Source organism: Nocardia sp. NBC_00511, from assembly GCF_045161165.1.
GTDB lineage: Bacteria > Actinomycetota > Actinomycetes > Mycobacteriales > Mycobacteriaceae > Nocardia.
Map to the genome: position 1 here is coordinate 1668263 of NZ_CP107849.1, position 14619 is coordinate 1682881.

At 66.3% G+C, this 14619-nt stretch carries 15 protein-coding genes and 1 tRNA gene; 6 read left to right on the forward strand and 10 right to left on the reverse strand.

Annotated features, from left to right (window positions below):
- Positions 1-138: 138 nt before the first annotated feature.
- From OG300_RS07960 to OG300_RS07975, 4 genes are all read right to left on the reverse strand, one after another.
- Entirely contained in the window at positions 139-2454 is a 2316-nt protein-coding gene (locus OG300_RS07960) for a thiamine pyrophosphate-dependent enzyme (RefSeq protein ID WP_405498500.1), read from the reverse strand.
- A gap of 113 nt (positions 2455-2567) precedes the next feature.
- Positions 2568-3122, reverse strand: a complete 555-nt coding sequence (locus OG300_RS07965; RefSeq protein ID WP_405493687.1) for an exonuclease domain-containing protein — start codon at positions 3120-3122, stop codon at positions 2568-2570.
- 86 nt (positions 3123-3208) lie between these two features.
- Complete coding sequence (locus OG300_RS07970) at positions 3209-3988, reverse strand: META domain-containing protein (protein WP_405493689.1); 780 nt, start codon at positions 3986-3988, stop codon at positions 3209-3211.
- 19 nt (positions 3989-4007) lie between these two features.
- The gene (locus OG300_RS07975) at positions 4008-5411 is read right to left on the reverse strand and encodes a lipase family protein (RefSeq protein WP_405493691.1); all 1404 of its coding nucleotides are present in this window, start codon (positions 5409-5411) and stop codon (positions 4008-4010) included.
- 148 nt (positions 5412-5559) lie between these two features.
- Here OG300_RS07975 and OG300_RS07980 point away from each other — a divergent pair, with 148 nt between their 5' ends.
- The 3 genes from OG300_RS07980 to OG300_RS07990 all read left to right on the forward strand — a co-directional run bounded on the left by OG300_RS07980 (position 5560) and on the right by OG300_RS07990 (position 8357).
- Positions 5560-6234, forward strand: a complete 675-nt coding sequence (locus tag OG300_RS07980) for a TetR/AcrR family transcriptional regulator (RefSeq protein ID WP_405493693.1) — start codon at positions 5560-5562, stop codon at positions 6232-6234.
- Between the two features lie 292 nt (positions 6235-6526).
- Entirely contained in the window at positions 6527-8164 is a 1638-nt protein-coding gene (locus OG300_RS07985; RefSeq protein WP_405498501.1) for an MFS transporter, read from the forward strand.
- 107 nt (positions 8165-8271) lie between these two features.
- Positions 8272-8357: transfer RNA gene (locus tag OG300_RS07990), tRNA-Ser, on the forward strand.
- Here OG300_RS07990 and OG300_RS07995 read toward each other — a convergent pair.
- Entirely contained in the window at positions 8339-8707 is a 369-nt protein-coding gene (locus OG300_RS07995; RefSeq protein ID WP_405498883.1) for a hypothetical protein, read from the reverse strand. The genes OG300_RS07990 and OG300_RS07995 overlap by 19 nt on opposite strands.
- Positions 8644-8985 carry a helix-turn-helix domain-containing protein gene (locus tag OG300_RS08000; RefSeq protein WP_405493695.1) on the reverse strand — a complete coding sequence of 114 codons (342 nt, stop codon included), beginning with the start codon at positions 8983-8985 and terminating at the stop codon, positions 8644-8646. Before OG300_RS08000 ends, OG300_RS07995 begins: the two co-directional genes overlap by 64 nt.
- Before the next feature lie 97 nt (positions 8986-9082).
- Between OG300_RS08000 and OG300_RS08005 the strand changes: the two genes are divergently transcribed.
- The 3 genes from OG300_RS08005 to OG300_RS08015 are packed head-to-tail and all read left to right on the forward strand — an operon-like array spanning position 9083 to position 10665.
- Positions 9083-9328: a hypothetical protein gene (locus tag OG300_RS08005; protein WP_405493697.1), complete on the forward strand. Its 246-nt coding sequence runs from the start codon at positions 9083-9085 to the stop codon at positions 9326-9328.
- Positions 9312-9830, forward strand: coding sequence for a DUF6879 family protein (locus OG300_RS08010; RefSeq protein WP_405493699.1), 519 nt, complete (start codon positions 9312-9314; stop codon positions 9828-9830). Before OG300_RS08005 ends, OG300_RS08010 begins: the two co-directional genes overlap by 17 nt.
- Positions 9811-10665 carry a helix-turn-helix domain-containing protein gene (locus OG300_RS08015; RefSeq protein WP_405493701.1) on the forward strand — a complete coding sequence of 285 codons (855 nt, stop codon included), beginning with the start codon at positions 9811-9813 and terminating at the stop codon, positions 10663-10665. The genes OG300_RS08010 and OG300_RS08015 overlap by 20 nt, the downstream gene beginning before the upstream one ends.
- A gap of 22 nt (positions 10666-10687) precedes the next feature.
- Here the strand turns inward: OG300_RS08015 and OG300_RS08020 are convergent, their stop codons facing one another.
- The 4 genes from OG300_RS08020 to OG300_RS08035 all read right to left on the reverse strand — a co-directional run bounded on the left by OG300_RS08020 (position 10688) and on the right by OG300_RS08035 (position 14594).
- Positions 10688-11203 carry a hypothetical protein gene (locus OG300_RS08020; protein WP_405493703.1) on the reverse strand — a complete coding sequence of 172 codons (516 nt, stop codon included), beginning with the start codon at positions 11201-11203 and terminating at the stop codon, positions 10688-10690.
- A 79-nt stretch (positions 11204-11282) separates the two neighbouring features.
- Positions 11283-12500 (reverse strand): alanine--tRNA ligase-related protein, encoded by a 1218-nt coding sequence (locus OG300_RS08025; RefSeq protein WP_405493705.1) that lies wholly within the window; start codon positions 12498-12500, stop codon positions 11283-11285.
- Between the two features lie 256 nt (positions 12501-12756).
- On the reverse strand, positions 12757-12990 hold the full coding sequence (locus OG300_RS08030) for a hypothetical protein (protein ID WP_405493707.1): 234 nt from the start codon (positions 12988-12990) through the stop codon (positions 12757-12759).
- Positions 12987-14594 carry a cytochrome bc complex cytochrome b subunit gene (locus tag OG300_RS08035; RefSeq protein WP_405493709.1) on the reverse strand — a complete coding sequence of 536 codons (1608 nt, stop codon included), beginning with the start codon at positions 14592-14594 and terminating at the stop codon, positions 12987-12989. The genes OG300_RS08030 and OG300_RS08035 overlap by 4 nt, the downstream gene beginning before the upstream one ends.
- Positions 14595-14619: the final 25 nt, after the last annotated feature.

Here is a 14619-nt window from a genome sequence, read left to right on the forward strand (position 1 = left end):
CGGGTACTAGTTATCTACGTAGTTGATACGTAGATAAGCCTGTGCCGTTCCCTCGGCGGCACCGGGACGCCGACCGGAACCGGCGTCGATGGCGAGGGGAAGTCGTCGTCTCCGCGAGAGGCTCGATCACCCTCGCCGTCACCGGGACACCCGCGCTGCCTGCAACTCGTGTGCGGCCGACTCGATGGCCTCCTCATCCAACAGCACCGTCGACGCTGCGGGTCCGAGGGGGACGAAACTGTCCGCACTGGTGACCCGCACGATGCGCCCGGTGAAACCGCCGTCGATCAGCGCGGTGCACACCGCCTCGGAAACGCCTCCGGTGCGCCGGGTTTCATCGGCGATCAGCACCCGGCCCGTGACCCCCGCGTGGTGCAGCAGGTCATCGACCGGCAGCGGGGACAGCCAGCGCAGATCCAGCACCCGGGCGTGCACGCCTCGCTCCGCCAGTCGCCGTGCCACCCGCAGGCTCATGAGTACTCCGTTGGCGAAGCTCACGATGGTGAGGTCCGCACCCGTGCCGTACACCCGTGCCCGGCCGATCTCGGCATGGCGGACACCGGCGGTGGCGGCCAGCCAACCGCCGTCGCCCGCCCGATACAGGTCGCGGGCGTGATAGAGCGCGATCGGTTCCAGGAACACGCACACCCGCCCGTCGATCCGCGCCGCCGAGACGCAGGTGCGCAGCATGGCCGCGGCGTCATCGGCGCGGGCGGGGGCGGCGATCACGACACCGGGGATATCGCGCAGTGCCGCAATCGAATTGTCGTTGTGGAAGTGGCCGCCGAAGCCCTTCTGATAGGCCAGCCCGGCGATCCGCACCACCAGCGGATTGCGGTAGCGGCCACCGGAGAAGAACGACAGCGTGGAGGCCTCGCCGCGCAGTTGATCCTCGGCATTGTGGACGTAGGCCAGGTACTGGATCTCCGGGATCGGCACGAAACCCGCCAGCCCCGCCCCGAGCGCGGTGCCGAGAATGCTCTGCTCGTCGAGCAGGGTGTCGAAAACCCTTCGCGCACCGAAGCGTTGCTGCAAGCCCTTGGTGGCGCCGTACACGCCGCCCTTGCGGCCGACGTCCTCGCCGAAGACCAGCACGTCGGGGTCGCGGGAGAGTAGTTGTGCGAGAGTCCCATTGATGGCCTGGGCCAGCGTCAACTGGTCGGGGGAGTCGGCCGCCGGATCGTCGCGGCCCGTGTTCGACTGCGCTGGAACGTGATTCGCGGTCGCATCCGATCCTTCGACTGCTGTTACCGATCGCTGCGGAAGATTCGGGGCGGGGACGAGTCCATTGCGGGTGCTGTCGGGCAGTTCACGCATGGCATCGGTGCGCACCGCGTCGGGTCGGGCGGGCGCGAGGGCGGCCACCACCTCGGCGGCGGACTCCAAACATGTTTCCCGAGCGGCGCTTTCGGCGGCCAGCGCGACGGCCGCACCGATCTCGTCGTAGCGACGCAGCACCTGATCGGGTGTCGCGACCCCGGTGGTGATGAGCAGCCGCGCGGTGGCGGCCACCGGATCGCGCCGCAGGTCCGCGGCGATCTCGGCGGGACGGCGATACGCCGATTCCACATCGGAGCCCGCATGCCCGAGCAGCCGCACCGTCTGCAACCGCAGGAAGGCGGGCTTGCGTTGTGCGCGAACGTAATCGGCGGCCTCGACGGCTGTCGCCAGGGCCGCGGGCAGGTCCGCGCCGTCGGCCTCGAAGTAGCGCAGGCCCGGACGCGACCCGTAGGCCTGCCGGATCCAGGTGCCCGGCGTCGGCACACTGATCCCGATCCCGTTGTCCTCGCACACGAACAGGATCGGCATGGACACCCCCTGATACGAGGTGTGCAGGGCGGTGTTGATCGCGCCGGTCGCTGTCGAATGGTTGGCCGAGGCGTCACCGAAACTGCACACCACCACCGAGTCCTGCGGCCACGGGCAGCGCACACCCAGGCGCGCGGCGCGTTCGAGGGCGAAGGCCAGCCCGACCGCGCGCGGCAGATGCGAGGCGATGGTGGAGGTCTGGGGGATGACATGGGCGGGTTTGCTGCCGAAAACCTTGTGCCGCCCACCAGATATGGGGTCGGAGGCGGCGGCGGTGATGCCGAGCAGCACATCGCGGACGGGTTCCTGACCCGGCACCTGCCGCGCCCGCTGCACGAAGAACGCGCCCGAACGATAGTGCAGCAGCGCCGGATCGGTGGCTCGCAGCGCGGCCGCGACCACCACATTGCTCTCGTGCCCGGACGATCCGATGCTGTAGTACCCGCGCCCCTCGCGGCCCAGCCGCCGCGCAGCCAGGTCGAGATGCCGGGAGGTCGCCTGCGCGTCGAACAGTTGCAGGCAGTACTCCCCGGTGAGCCCGGGGCCCGGCGGAATCGGTTCGTTGGCTGGGCGGGCGGGACCCGGTGTCGTCGCGGCGACCTGCGCGCGAACCCACTGGTCCAGCTCCGCTTCCCGGTCGGTGATGACGCCCTCCCAACTGTGTGTCGAATGCCGTCTACGCCGTCAGCGTAGATCCGAAACAGTGCTACCTGCCGCAGGATTCGACGCGGCGGACAGTTCTGCTGCTCACCGGCGTGTCACCCCGGCCAGGTCTGCTTCTCCACCATGTCGGCGATCAGCGCCGCGATATTCCAGGCGTCGTCCCCGCCGCGATGATGCGTGCCCTCGAGGGGTAGCCCGGCCACCTGCAGCGCCTCGGCCATCCCGAACCGCCGCCGGGTATCGCGCGCCGCCGAGAACGCCAGCTTCGCATTGGTGTGGCGGCTGCCGAACGGATACCGCACCCCGGTCGCCTCGCACTGCCGATGAAACTGCTTGCGGTCGTAGTCGCCCCAGCTGGCCCACGCCCGCGAATCCGCCCGGAACTCCCGGCGCAGCAGCTCACACGCCTGCGCGAAGGAGATCCCGTCCGCGACCTGCTCGGGCGTGAGAGTCGTGAGCCGGGTACAGAATTCGCTGACGGTCGAGCGTTCGGGACGCACCAGAATACTGTGCTTGCTCACCCGCACCCGTGTCTCGAGATCGAGCACCCCGACCCCGATCTCGATGATCTCGTTCGGCTGCCCCGCCGGATTCGGTCCTTCCCAGCAGGTGGCCTCCACATCCACCACATTGAGGTATCTGTCGTTCATGTGGCGTGACGGTAGTCCGTCATCACGGCCGCGCGACAACGGTTTTCGAGGTTCGCACCCCTGATGCGGTGAGCGAGTTCGGCGCTCTACTGCTCGGCGTGCAGTTTCAGGCCGACATTGCCGTTCGCGTTGTGCAGGGTGAGGTCGTCGCCGGAGATGGTGGCGGTGGTCTTGCCGTCGAGGACCTGTAGCACCTGCTGTTCGACCTCCATCACCGCCGGATCGCACATCATGCGGGTGGTGGCCACCTGGAAGGTCACGTCGGAGCCGTCGATCTGCGCCTTGCCGGTCATATTGTTGCAGCCCGCGCTGCCGGAGACCGCGCCGTCGGCGGTGATGGTCAGGGCGGGACGCACCTCGTCGATGGTCACCGAGCGGACCTCGGCGTCGGGGCGCAGCAGGGTGGTGACGATCCAGGTGGTTTCCGTCAGCGGTTTGTCCGGGTTGACGGTCTTGCGGTCGAGCATCGTCACCGTGATCCCGTTGCCCTTCAGGGTGAAGGTGTCGCCGACCAGGGTCCAGGTGGGCTGCGCGGAGAGCAGGCCCTGCTGCCAGCCGTCCGCGTCGGACCGGTCGCCCGGACACGCCATCAGAGTGCTGGCCAGCTGACCCACCTGCAAGGTATTGCCTTGCAGGTCAACGGGTCCGGTGGCGGTATTGCAGCCCGCGTTCGCGATGATGCGGCTGTCGGCGAAATTCAGCGTGAGCGGGCCGCCGCCCGGAATCGTGCTGCCCGTGACCGCCGTGGAGACGAACGAGCGGCCCATCAGCGTGGCGGGCGGCGTGTCGGTGCCGCCGCTCGACGAGCATCCGGCCACGGCCAGGGCGGTCAGTCCGAGCAGAGCCCATCCACGAGTTGCTGGCATAGGGCCGATGGTACGGACCTCATACCGGCATACCCAGCGCCGACGCGAGCGTCTGCCCGATCGCGTTCACGAATGTGCCGACCGCACCGGGGTCCAGGATGCCGCTGTAGACGTCGCGGTTGTGGCAGCCGTCCGGGGCCGGCACGCCGTTGAGCCGGTCATTGAGCCACATCGCGGCGCTCGCGGTGTTCGACACCGCCGCGATACCATGCTCGCTGAGCAGATCGCGGGTATAGAAGACGCGGGCGTTCGGATCCGCGCAGTAGATGTCGTAGACATTGTTGACCGCGTTGACCGGCATCACCTCGTCGAGTGGGGCCTCGTAGATGTAGAGCGGCGCGGTCGGGGTGCCGCGGTGGCCGAGGCTGAGTTCGTCGAGCACCGGCTGCATCTCCGGTGACCGCATCGGATCGCCCGGATAGTCGAACAGGCCCTTGATGTTCACGAACGGGAACGCCGCGAACTGCAATGTCACGCACTGGTTTTCGTGCACGGTGCGCACGGCCTTGCCCAGCGGGTTCATGTATCGGTCGATGAACGCGTCGACCTGCGGGTATTCGCGGGCGACGCCGAACAGTCCGCCCAGTACCGCGCCGCCGAAGGTGGAGGTGCCGTTGTTGTAGTCGATGGCGCTGCGGATATCGGCCATCAGACCGCCGGTGGCCGAGCCGACCAGGTTCAGTTCCGGTGCGTAGGTCGGTTGCAGTTCGGCGGCGTGAGCGGTGGGGATCGCGCCGCCGGAGTAGCCCCACAGGGTGACGCGGGTGTCGTTGCCGGACAGGCCCGCCGGATCGAAGTTCTCGGTGGCGCGGATGCCGTCGAGGGTGATGCGCCCGCCCAGCGGTCCCACCGCGTAGGCCGCGTTCGGGCCCTGATGGTCCGGGATAACCACCGCGTGGCCCAGTTGCAGCATCGCCTGCACCTCGACGAATTCGGCCTGCATCACCGGATTCAACGGATTGGGCAGCGAACCCATCTGCAGCGAGTAGGAGGGTGCGCAGTTGATCGAGAGGGAGTCCTCGGCCATCTGGAACGAGACCAGCCCGCGCTGTCCGCTGGGCGCGGGCCGATGCGGCACGATCACCGTGGCGACCGCCGCGATCGGTTCACCGCGAGTATTGGTGCTGCGGTAGGACAGCTGCCAGGCATTGACGTTCAACGGCAGCAGCCACAGATTGGCGAGGTTCACCTGCCGCGCGGTGAGGATCTCGCCGGGCTGGGCGGCGGCGACCCGCGCCGGATCCGGTTGGTAGAACGCGGGATCCAGGTAGGGCGGGGCCGGGGGGACCGGAAACGGCAGCGCCGGTTGCACATCGACGGGTTGGGCCAGGGCTGGGGTGCTCACCGCCGGGCACAGGGCCACGGTCATGCCCGCCGCGACCGTCACGCAGGCCTGGGCGATTGCCCGGGTCGCCGCTGTCATATCGAACTCCTCTGTACCGCCGCCGATAAAGAAAGGAAGTGCTTGGTTTCTAAGTTAGGAGAACGCTAGGCGGTGACGCCGCGATGTGTCAACGGTCACCGCGGGCCGGATATTTGCCGCCGACACCGCGAGGGCAGGATGGTCGTCCGTGAGCGAAGATTCCCGTCCGCGCCGCACCCAACAGCAGCGCCGGGCAGCGACCGTGGCCAAACTGGTCGACGCCACCATCGCGGCCATCGGCGAGGTCGGCTACCAGCGCACCACCGTGCAGGAGATCTGCGGGCGGGCCGGGCTCTCGGCCGGGGCGATGTTCCGGCAGTTCGACACCCGCCTGGATCTGATCGTGCGCACCGCCGAGGAGGTCTTCACCCGCCAGCTCGACGGATTCACCGCGGCGATGGATCATCTTGGGGCGCAGGATAATCCGCTCGACGTGGCGTTGCGGTTCCTGCGTGCGGCCCAGCAGTCCAACCTCACCCATTCGTTGCGTGAGATCTACCTGGCCGCGCGCTCGGACAGTGAACTACGGGATCGCATCGCCCCGGTCGCCGAGGGCTTCTACCGCGATGCCGAGCGGATCGTGGAAGCCGCGGGGCTGCTCGCGGGGTTCCCTGTCGCAGTCCGTGAACCGCTGTTCTTCATGCTGCTGCACCTGTTCTCGGGCGAGGCCGTGGTGCGCGGTGTGTTCCCCCGGCCGGAACTGGACGATGCCGTGCTGAGCCTGGTGGAGGACATGCTCGCGGTGTACTCGGCCCGGAAATTGCGACGCGCGCAACGGAATCGGGGCGGCGTCGGATCAGGTGAAAGCCCTGCCGGGGCGTGAACCACGGGCCCGGCAGGGCTTTCGCGCATCTCCCACAGTGAGGTTCCACTGCTGCGGTATTCGGCGAGCCCGGTACGACGGTGGTCTTCGCGGTGGATCACATCCGCGTCGAGGCCGCCTCGGGTGCAGTTGCTGAGCGGGAACGACATTCGCCGTCCGTTCGAATTGCCGCGAGCCGAATTGGTTGTCTGTATGTATCACCGCTGGTCGGTCGGTGTTACGGGTGCCGCTGTTCGAGGATCGGGCGGGGCGCGGACCGGGTGGCGTCCCCTTCGGGTGATTTGCGGTGAATATGCTGTCCCTCGTGACGAGTGTGCGGGCGCAGACACCCGCGCCCACGGCGACCTCGCCGTGGGCGCCACTGGCGTCGACGGTGTTCCGGGCGCTGTGGATCGCACAGCTGGTCTCCAACCTGGGCACCTGGATGCAGACCGTCGGCGCGCAGTGGATCCTGGTCGAACAACCCAATGCCGCCACCCTGGTCTCGCTGGTGCAGACCGCGACCACGCTGCCGGTCATGCTGCTGTCCATCCCGTCCGGCGTGCTCGCCGACCTGATGGATCGCCGCCGCCTGCTGATCGGCGCGCAGACCGCCATGGCCGTGCTCGCGGGCCTGCTCGCCGTGCTCACCGCGACCGGGCGCACCACACCCGTCGTACTGCTGCTGGTGCTGTTCCTGCTCGGCTGCGGGCAGGCGCTGACCGGACCCGCCTGGCAGGCGATCCAACCGGACCTGGTGCCGCGCAACCAGATTCCGGCCGCCGCCGCATTGAGCAGCATGGGCATGAACATCGGCCGCGCGGTCGGCCCCGCGCTGGCCGGAGCGCTGGTCGCGGCTTCCGGGCCGACGCTGGTGTTCGCCCTCAACGCCGTCTCTTTCGCGGGGATCCTGGTGGTGCTGCTGCGTTGGCGGCGTGAACCCGAAGACCGCATCCTGCCTTCCGAACGCCCGATCGCCGCATTGCAGGCCGGTCTGCGCTTCATCCACGCGGCTCCCGCCGTCCGGCGAGTCCTGTTGCGCTGCTTGCTGTTCGTGGCCCCCGGCAGCGCGCTGTGGGCACTGCTGCCGATCGTCGCGCACGCCCGCCTGGGATTGTCGTCCTCCGGCTACGGCCTGCTGCTGGGCGCGCTCGGTGTCGGCGCGGTCCTGGGCGCCACCCAGGTCGCGCGCCTGCGCCGCGTACTGTCACCGACCCGCATCCTGGCCTTCTCGGCCATCGCCTTCGGCATCGCCTCCGCCGGAGCGGCCCTGCTGCACCACCTCCCACTGGTGCTCATCGCCCTGGTGATCGGCGGTTTCGGCTGGATGAGCGCGATGTCCACCATGAACGCCACCATGCAACTGCTGCTCCCCGGCTGGGTCCGAGCCCGCGGCCTGTCCGTCTACCAACTGGTCTTCATGGGCGGCCAAGCCATCGGCTCCCTGCTCTGGGGCCTGCTCGCCGAAACCCTCGGCACCACCCCCGCCCTCCTCGCAGCGGCAGTCCTACTCGCCGCCTGCGCTCTGAGCGTCCTGTGGTGGCCCGTCCGAATAGCCTCCGTAGACACCACCCCCTCCGCCCACTGGCCCGAACCCGCCCTCGTCTTCGAACCCGCCCCCGAAGACGGCCCCGTCATGGTCCTGAGCACCTACCGCGTCCCACCCGAGAACGCCCCCGAATTCATCGAAGCCATGGCCCGAGTGGGCCGCTCCCGCCAACGCACCGGCGCCATGGAATGGCGCCTCTTCCGAGACGTCGGCCACGAAGACCGCTACATCGAAGCCTTCGTGGTCCGCTCCTGGGAAGAACACATGCACCAACACCAAATCCGCCTCACCGCGGTAGACCGCCGAGCCGAAGAACGCGTCGAAGAATTCACCCTCGGCGAAGGCCGCACCATGCACCTGATAGCCGTAACCCCCGGCGCCCGCCTCCCCACCCACCTCTGACGGCCAGCGGCGCTTTGTTCGCGGCCCTCCCACAACGAAATTCGGTTGCCGCAACACCCACCCTTTGCGAAGGTTATTGCAACGCACCCCCGCTCAGGGGAAGCTACGGAAGGTTCCGGCCAGTGGTGGCCAGCCGGTCTTGAAAACCGGAGGCGGGCAACAAGTCCCGGGGGGTCAACTCCTCAACCTTCCACACTTACGCCTCAGCCCCTCGGTGAGGCAATAGACCGCGGTGTGTGTCAGCAGGACATCGATATCGCGCGGTTCCAAATGGTCGGATGCGGGTAGAAATACGGCATCGACGTCGTCGCGAACGATCTGGTTGACGATTCGCACGTAGTTTCCCTCCCGTCGAGTGTCGGCGAAAAGGGTGGCCTGCCAGACGAAACCGAGAGCGGCGGCCGTTTTCTCCATTGCGTCCTCGAGTTGTCGGATGTGCTCGCCTGAAATCTCTCGCAGGATGAATCCGATCGCCCGCATCACAGGAAGTCCTGGGGCCTGGGGCGGCGCATCGCACGTCTGCCACGGTCGGTTGATCGCCATCGAGCCGGACCCTGTCGGGTGGCCATCGCGAGACCGGATCGCACCAGCCGGAGCAGCGCCCGGCGGATCGAGGTCTCCGGGAGCCCCGTCTCGCGGCTGATCTCGCGGACCGTGAGGGCCGCCGCGATGCTCGAAATCGGGAGCGTGCCGAGCACTTTCGCTTCTGACTCGGTCAAGGCCATCATCGTCCCTCGCCGTCGGTTCGTCCTTGTCGTGTACATGGACGGTAGAAGCCGAGCGATCGCGATCGGAAGGTTGTTGCGAGATGTTGCGATCATCGAAAATTTCTTCGTGAAGTGCGAATTCCCCGCCCCGAGATAGGTTTAGGCGCCAAGATGGAGAAACAATACGCAATCCGGCACGCAGGGGGACACCATGCGTTTGACCTTCATCGCCAAGGATCCCGGGTCGAATCCGACCGGCTCTCCGACGCTGTACCGCACTGATCGCGGCTCCTGGGTGGTCCAGGGATGGGATGTCGCGGATCCGGAGACCCTCGCCCAGATGGACATCCCCGCAGGTGAATCCTGCGTGGAGATTCCAGACCGGCTGGTGCCGTTCTTCTTCGGGTCGGCCGGTGACATCGAAGGGAGTAAGACGGCCGGTGACCTCGATCAGTGACGACGAATTCGGGCGGCTACTAACCGATTTCGAACACACCGCCGATCACCTCGAAACCCGTGATGCCTACGGAACCGCCGTCGAGCTTCCGCATATGGCGAAATGGGCCGCAGGGGAGCACGACGACCTCGAATGGTTGCACGGGTGGTGTGTGACGTTGCGCGCGCATGTGACGGCAGGTCGTTCAGTGCGCCGGGCTCGGATTGTTTCGGAACCTCTGAGTGATTATCAGCGGTGGTCGTACAGCATCGCGCTGCCGATGGTCGATGCCGGTGAGGACATTCGCTGGGTGCCGCGTTGCCGGTTGTCGTCGATCGCGATACCCGGCAACGACTTCTACCTGTTCGATGATCGGCTGGTGGTGTTCCTGCATTACGCGGGCAACGGGCTGGCCACCGCCAAGACCATCTCCACCGATCCACACGATATAGAGCTGTGCCGCACGGCATTCGAGGCGGTGTGGTCGCGGGCGATCCCTCATCGTGAATACCAGCCCGTCTAGCTCGGCACAGGCGGCACGGCGAGCACTCGGCGAACGCTTACGTGAGATACGCAAGGACGCCGGTCTGACCGCCCGTGACCTGGCCGAGGCGACCGGACAGCACTACACCCGTGTCTCGAAGATCGAGAACGCAGTCCAGGCGCCCACCGATCGAGATATCCACGAGTGGTGCCTGGCCTGCGACGCCTCGGCTCAGCTCCCGGACCTGATCGCATCCTTGCGCGCGGTCGATTCCGCGTATCTGGAGTTCCGGCGACAATCGCGCGCTGGTCTCAAACGCGTACTGGGTGCTCACACCCAGCGGCGCTACGAGCAGACCGACGTGTTCCGCATTTACGAGCACAACGTCATTCCCGGCCTGTTCCAGACTGCCGAATACACCGCCGCGATGTTGCGGTTCTGGATCGAATTTCTCGACGCACCCAACGATATGGAGGAGGCCGTGGCGGTCCGAGCGGAGCGCCAACGGATCCTGCAGCGCGGCGGCAAGCGGTTCGTCGTAGTCCTCGAGGAACAGGCCCTGCGAACCTGGTTCGGCGACGCCGAGATCCAAGCCGGTCAACTGGGAAGACTCCTGGAACTCATGGCACTGCCCAACATTTCGCTGGGCATCATCCCGCTGATGACTCGACGCGACGCGGTCGCGTCGACAGGCTTCTGGATCTTCGACGACAACCTGGTCGCCCTCGAGACGCCAACGGCAAGCATCCAGGTCACGCAACCGGCCGAATGCCGTCAGTACGCCAGGATGTTCGAGGTACTGAAGCATTCGGCCGTCTACGGTCGCGACGCGAGAGCGCTGATTCTCGAAGTGCTTGCCGAACTGGACGATTGAGATGCCGGGCCGAAGCGTGCTGTCAGCTGTTTCGCAGGTCGTGTGCGACCTGGACGAGGAACTTGGCCACCTGCTGAACGTCGTCCGGGTTCAGTAGCTCCTGTTCAGGGGTCTCCTTGACGAAACTCATTTCGGCGATCCAGGTTCCGTCTTCCACGTGCACCTCGGTCCAATTCGGGAAGGGCGTGTCGAGCCATGCCTTTCCCTCGAAGCCGGTGATCGGGTGATAGTCGGCGTCGAGGGTGTCGAGTGGCCCGTCGATTCTGGGTTTCGATACCTGGAGCATGCCGATGAGCCGAGTCTGGCTGTGTCTGCCATTGCAGATTGCCGTCCAGCCGACCGTGCCTCCCGCTTCGGTTCCGATAGGGGCGTCGACCGCTGCATCGGACATCGACAGGCCGCCTTGGAGGAAGGACCGGTACCGGTCGCAGAGGTCGAACGCGTTGTACTGCGATGGCTTCGTCAGGATGGAAGGTGAAGAGCAACTGACGATTCCGAACAGCGTCGAGACAGCCAGAATTACCGTTCGGATTTTCATTGCCCCCACCTTTGATCCCCGCACACGTACTACCGCAGGTCGAACCTCATCAGCTCACACGGCTGGAAGCAAATCGAAATCATCGGAGATTCGGCTGCGAGCTGGACTCGCCTGTGTCCGTGTTGTTTTCGACTCGCAGGTATCCGATGAGGTCGGAGGGGAGGCCGTGGGTGTCGTGCAGGTAGCGGTACTGCTCGGGGGTGAGGGGGCCGTTGAAACGGTTTTGGGACAACACCTTTCGGCCTCGGTCGAGTAGCTGGGTGAACTTGCGTTCCTCGTCGAACAGGAGGGTGCGGATGTCGGTGGGGTCGGAGGGTTGTCGGAAGCGGTCGAGGGTGTGTTCGAAAAGTTCGAAGGGGAGGTCGGTGAGGGTGTGGGTGGGGTTGGTGTGCCAGAGGGTGGTGAGGGTGCGGCGGATGAGGCGGCGTAGGACGTAGCCGCGGCCGGTGGGGGACGGGGTGATTCCGTCGCTGAGGATGACGATGGTGGAGCGGAGGTGGTCGGTCAGTAGGCGGAGGGACGGTTCGTCCAATGGGCCCCAGGTTTGGGGGAGGAGGGTGCGCCAAGGGTGGAGGATGTCGATGTTGTGGACCGAGGGCTGGCTCTGGAGGATTCGGACGAGGCGTTCGAGGCCGAGGCCGGTGTCGATGCTGGGGCGGGGCAGGGGTTGCAGGGTGCCGTCTTCGTGGCGGAGGTAGGTGAGCATGACGTGGTTCCAGACTTCGACCCAGCGATCGTCGGTTGTCGGTGTGCCATGCGGGGATTCGGGGCCGGTCCAGACGAAGATCTCCGAATCGGGGCCGCAGAGGCCGATGGGGCCGTTGGACCACCAGTTGTCGTGGGTGGTGGGTTCGATGGGGACGCCGAGGTCGCTCCAGGTTTCCCAGGAGCGGTGGTCGGGGTCGACCTCGTGGTCGCCGCCGAAGACGGTGACGTGCATGCGGTCGGGGCGGATGCTGAAGCCGTCGCGCAATAGTTCGTATCCCCAGCGCAGGCTGCGCGGGCCGTCGTAGTCGCCGAGCGACCAGGATCCGAGCATCTCGAAGACGGTGAGATGGGTGTCGTCGCCGATCTCGTCGAGGTCGGTGGTGCGCAGGCAGCGTTGCAGGCCGGTCAGGCGGGAGCCCAGCGGATGTGGGGTGCCCATCAGATATGGGGTCAGGGGGTGCATGCCGGAGGTGGTGAACAGGACGGGATCGCCGGGTGGGGGGATCAGTGAGCTGCTCGGGGTGAGTTCGTGGCCGCGATCGCGGAAGAACTCGAGGAAGGTTCGGACGGTCTGGTCGGTAGTGATCATGGCGATTGCTCCATCGAAGAGGATTCGACCGGAAGCGACCGCGAAGGGTAAGTGCGGCAACAAGACCGACGCACACCGACGAGCCGTTTCCGGGCGCCGGCGGGGGAATGGAAGGTCAGGCGGCAGCGACCGGCGAGCTGAGAGCTCGTGCGGCCGTGGCTGCCGTTGGTGACTGGACCTTCATGGCGGGCACGGTAGCAACCATGCCGAGGTGAGCGCGACCGATTATCGGAGCAGGCTGCGCCCGGCTCGGCGCTCAGTCCGGCAGCGAACGGAGGATCTCGAAGGCAGGGATCCAGTCCTCGGGGAAGACGAGTACCCGCCAGCCTGCGGCCGGATCGGCGAGCCCTGCCGTCGAGCGAATTCCCTTGGACTGCAAGAGAGCACAGACGAGACGGGCGGTGCGCTCAGTGGAGACCGTGGCGGCGGCCACCAACAGGCCGTAGCTGTCGGCGGGCGGTCCCGGCGCACCGCGGCAATGAAACGTCATGGGGTGTCCTGTCGCCGCTGCAGCGCTGCGAGAATCTGATGTTCTTCGGTGCGGGCGACGGCCGCGTTCTCGGCTTGCTCGGTGGCCTGGTCGGGGAAGAAGAAGGAACCGGTGCCGGGCTTGCCGGCAAAGCCGAGCTTGGACATCTTCTTCGGCAGCGGTGCGCCCTGGTATTCCAGCGGGACCGGGTGGCCGTGCGCGTCGACCGGGCCGAGGTGCTGATGCAGCTCGACGTACTCGCCGTGCGAAAGCCTCCTGATCACACCGGTTTCCATTCCGTGCACGAGCACCGCCCGGTCGGAGCGCTGCAGCCCGATACAGAATCGGTAGACGGTGAAATAGGACAGCGGTGGCATGAGCAGCAGGGCGATGCGGAAGAACCAGGTCGTGGCATTGAGTGAGATGTCGAACTTGTACGCGATGATGTCGTTCACACAGGCCAGGGTGAGCACCAGGTAGAAGGTGATGGCCATGGAACCGATCGCAGTTCGTACCGGTACGTCGCGCGGCCGTTGCAGGAGATTGTGGCGGGCGACGCGATCACCTGTTAGCCGCTTCTCGATCCACGGGTAGGCGATCAATACCGTGAACACGAGACCCATGATCACAGCGACCCAGAACGGTGCGGGCACCGTGTAGCGGCCGAGATACAGCTCCCAAGGCGGCATGAGCCGGGCCAGGCCGTCGGTCCACATCATGTAGAAGTCCGGCTGCGAACCTGCCGAGACCTGAGATGGGTTGTACGGACCCAGATTCCAGATGGGATTGATCTGGAGCAGGCCGCCCATGATTGCGAGCACCGCCACCGTGAAGGCGAAGAACGCGCCCTGATCAGCGATGAACACCGGCACGATGCGCGCACCGATGACGTTCTTCTCGGTGCGGCCGGGCCCGGGGAACTGGGTGTGCTTCTGGTACCAGACCAGCGCGACATGAGCCCCCGTCAGGGCGAGGATGAGGCCGGGGAGCAGTAGTACGTGCGCGATGTACAGGCGCGGGATGATGATGTCGCCGGGGAAGTCGCCTCCGAAGATCAGCCAATGAATCCACGTGCCCACCAACGGAATCCCGATGGTGATACCGGAGAAGGCCGCGCGCAGACCGGTGCCCGAGAGCAGGTCGTCGGGCAGTGAATACCCGAAGAAGCCTTCGAACATCGCCAGGATGAGCAGGATCGCACCGATCACCCAGTTCGCCTCCCGGGGTTTGCGGAACGCGCCGGTGAAGAACGTTCGGAACAGGTGGATGATGATCGAGCTTGCGAACAGCAGTGCCGCCCAATGGTGCACCTGGCGAACGAACAGGCCGCCGCGGACTTCGAAGGAGATGTTCAGGGCGGACTCGTACGCGCGGGACATGGTGACGCCGCGCAATGGTTGATAGGCGCCGTCGTAGACGGTCTCCGTCATGGACGGGTCGAAGAACAGCGTCAGATAGATGCCCGAGAGCAGCAGTACCACGAACGACCACAGCGCGATCTCGCCGAAAAGGAACGACCAATGCGTCGGGAAGACCTTGTTGATCTGGCGTTTCGCGAAGGCGGCGTACCGGTAGCGCTGGTCCAGCTCGTCGGTGCGGGGCCCGAGTGTGATCGGCGCGGACATGCGAGGTCTCCTTGTCGATCGGAAA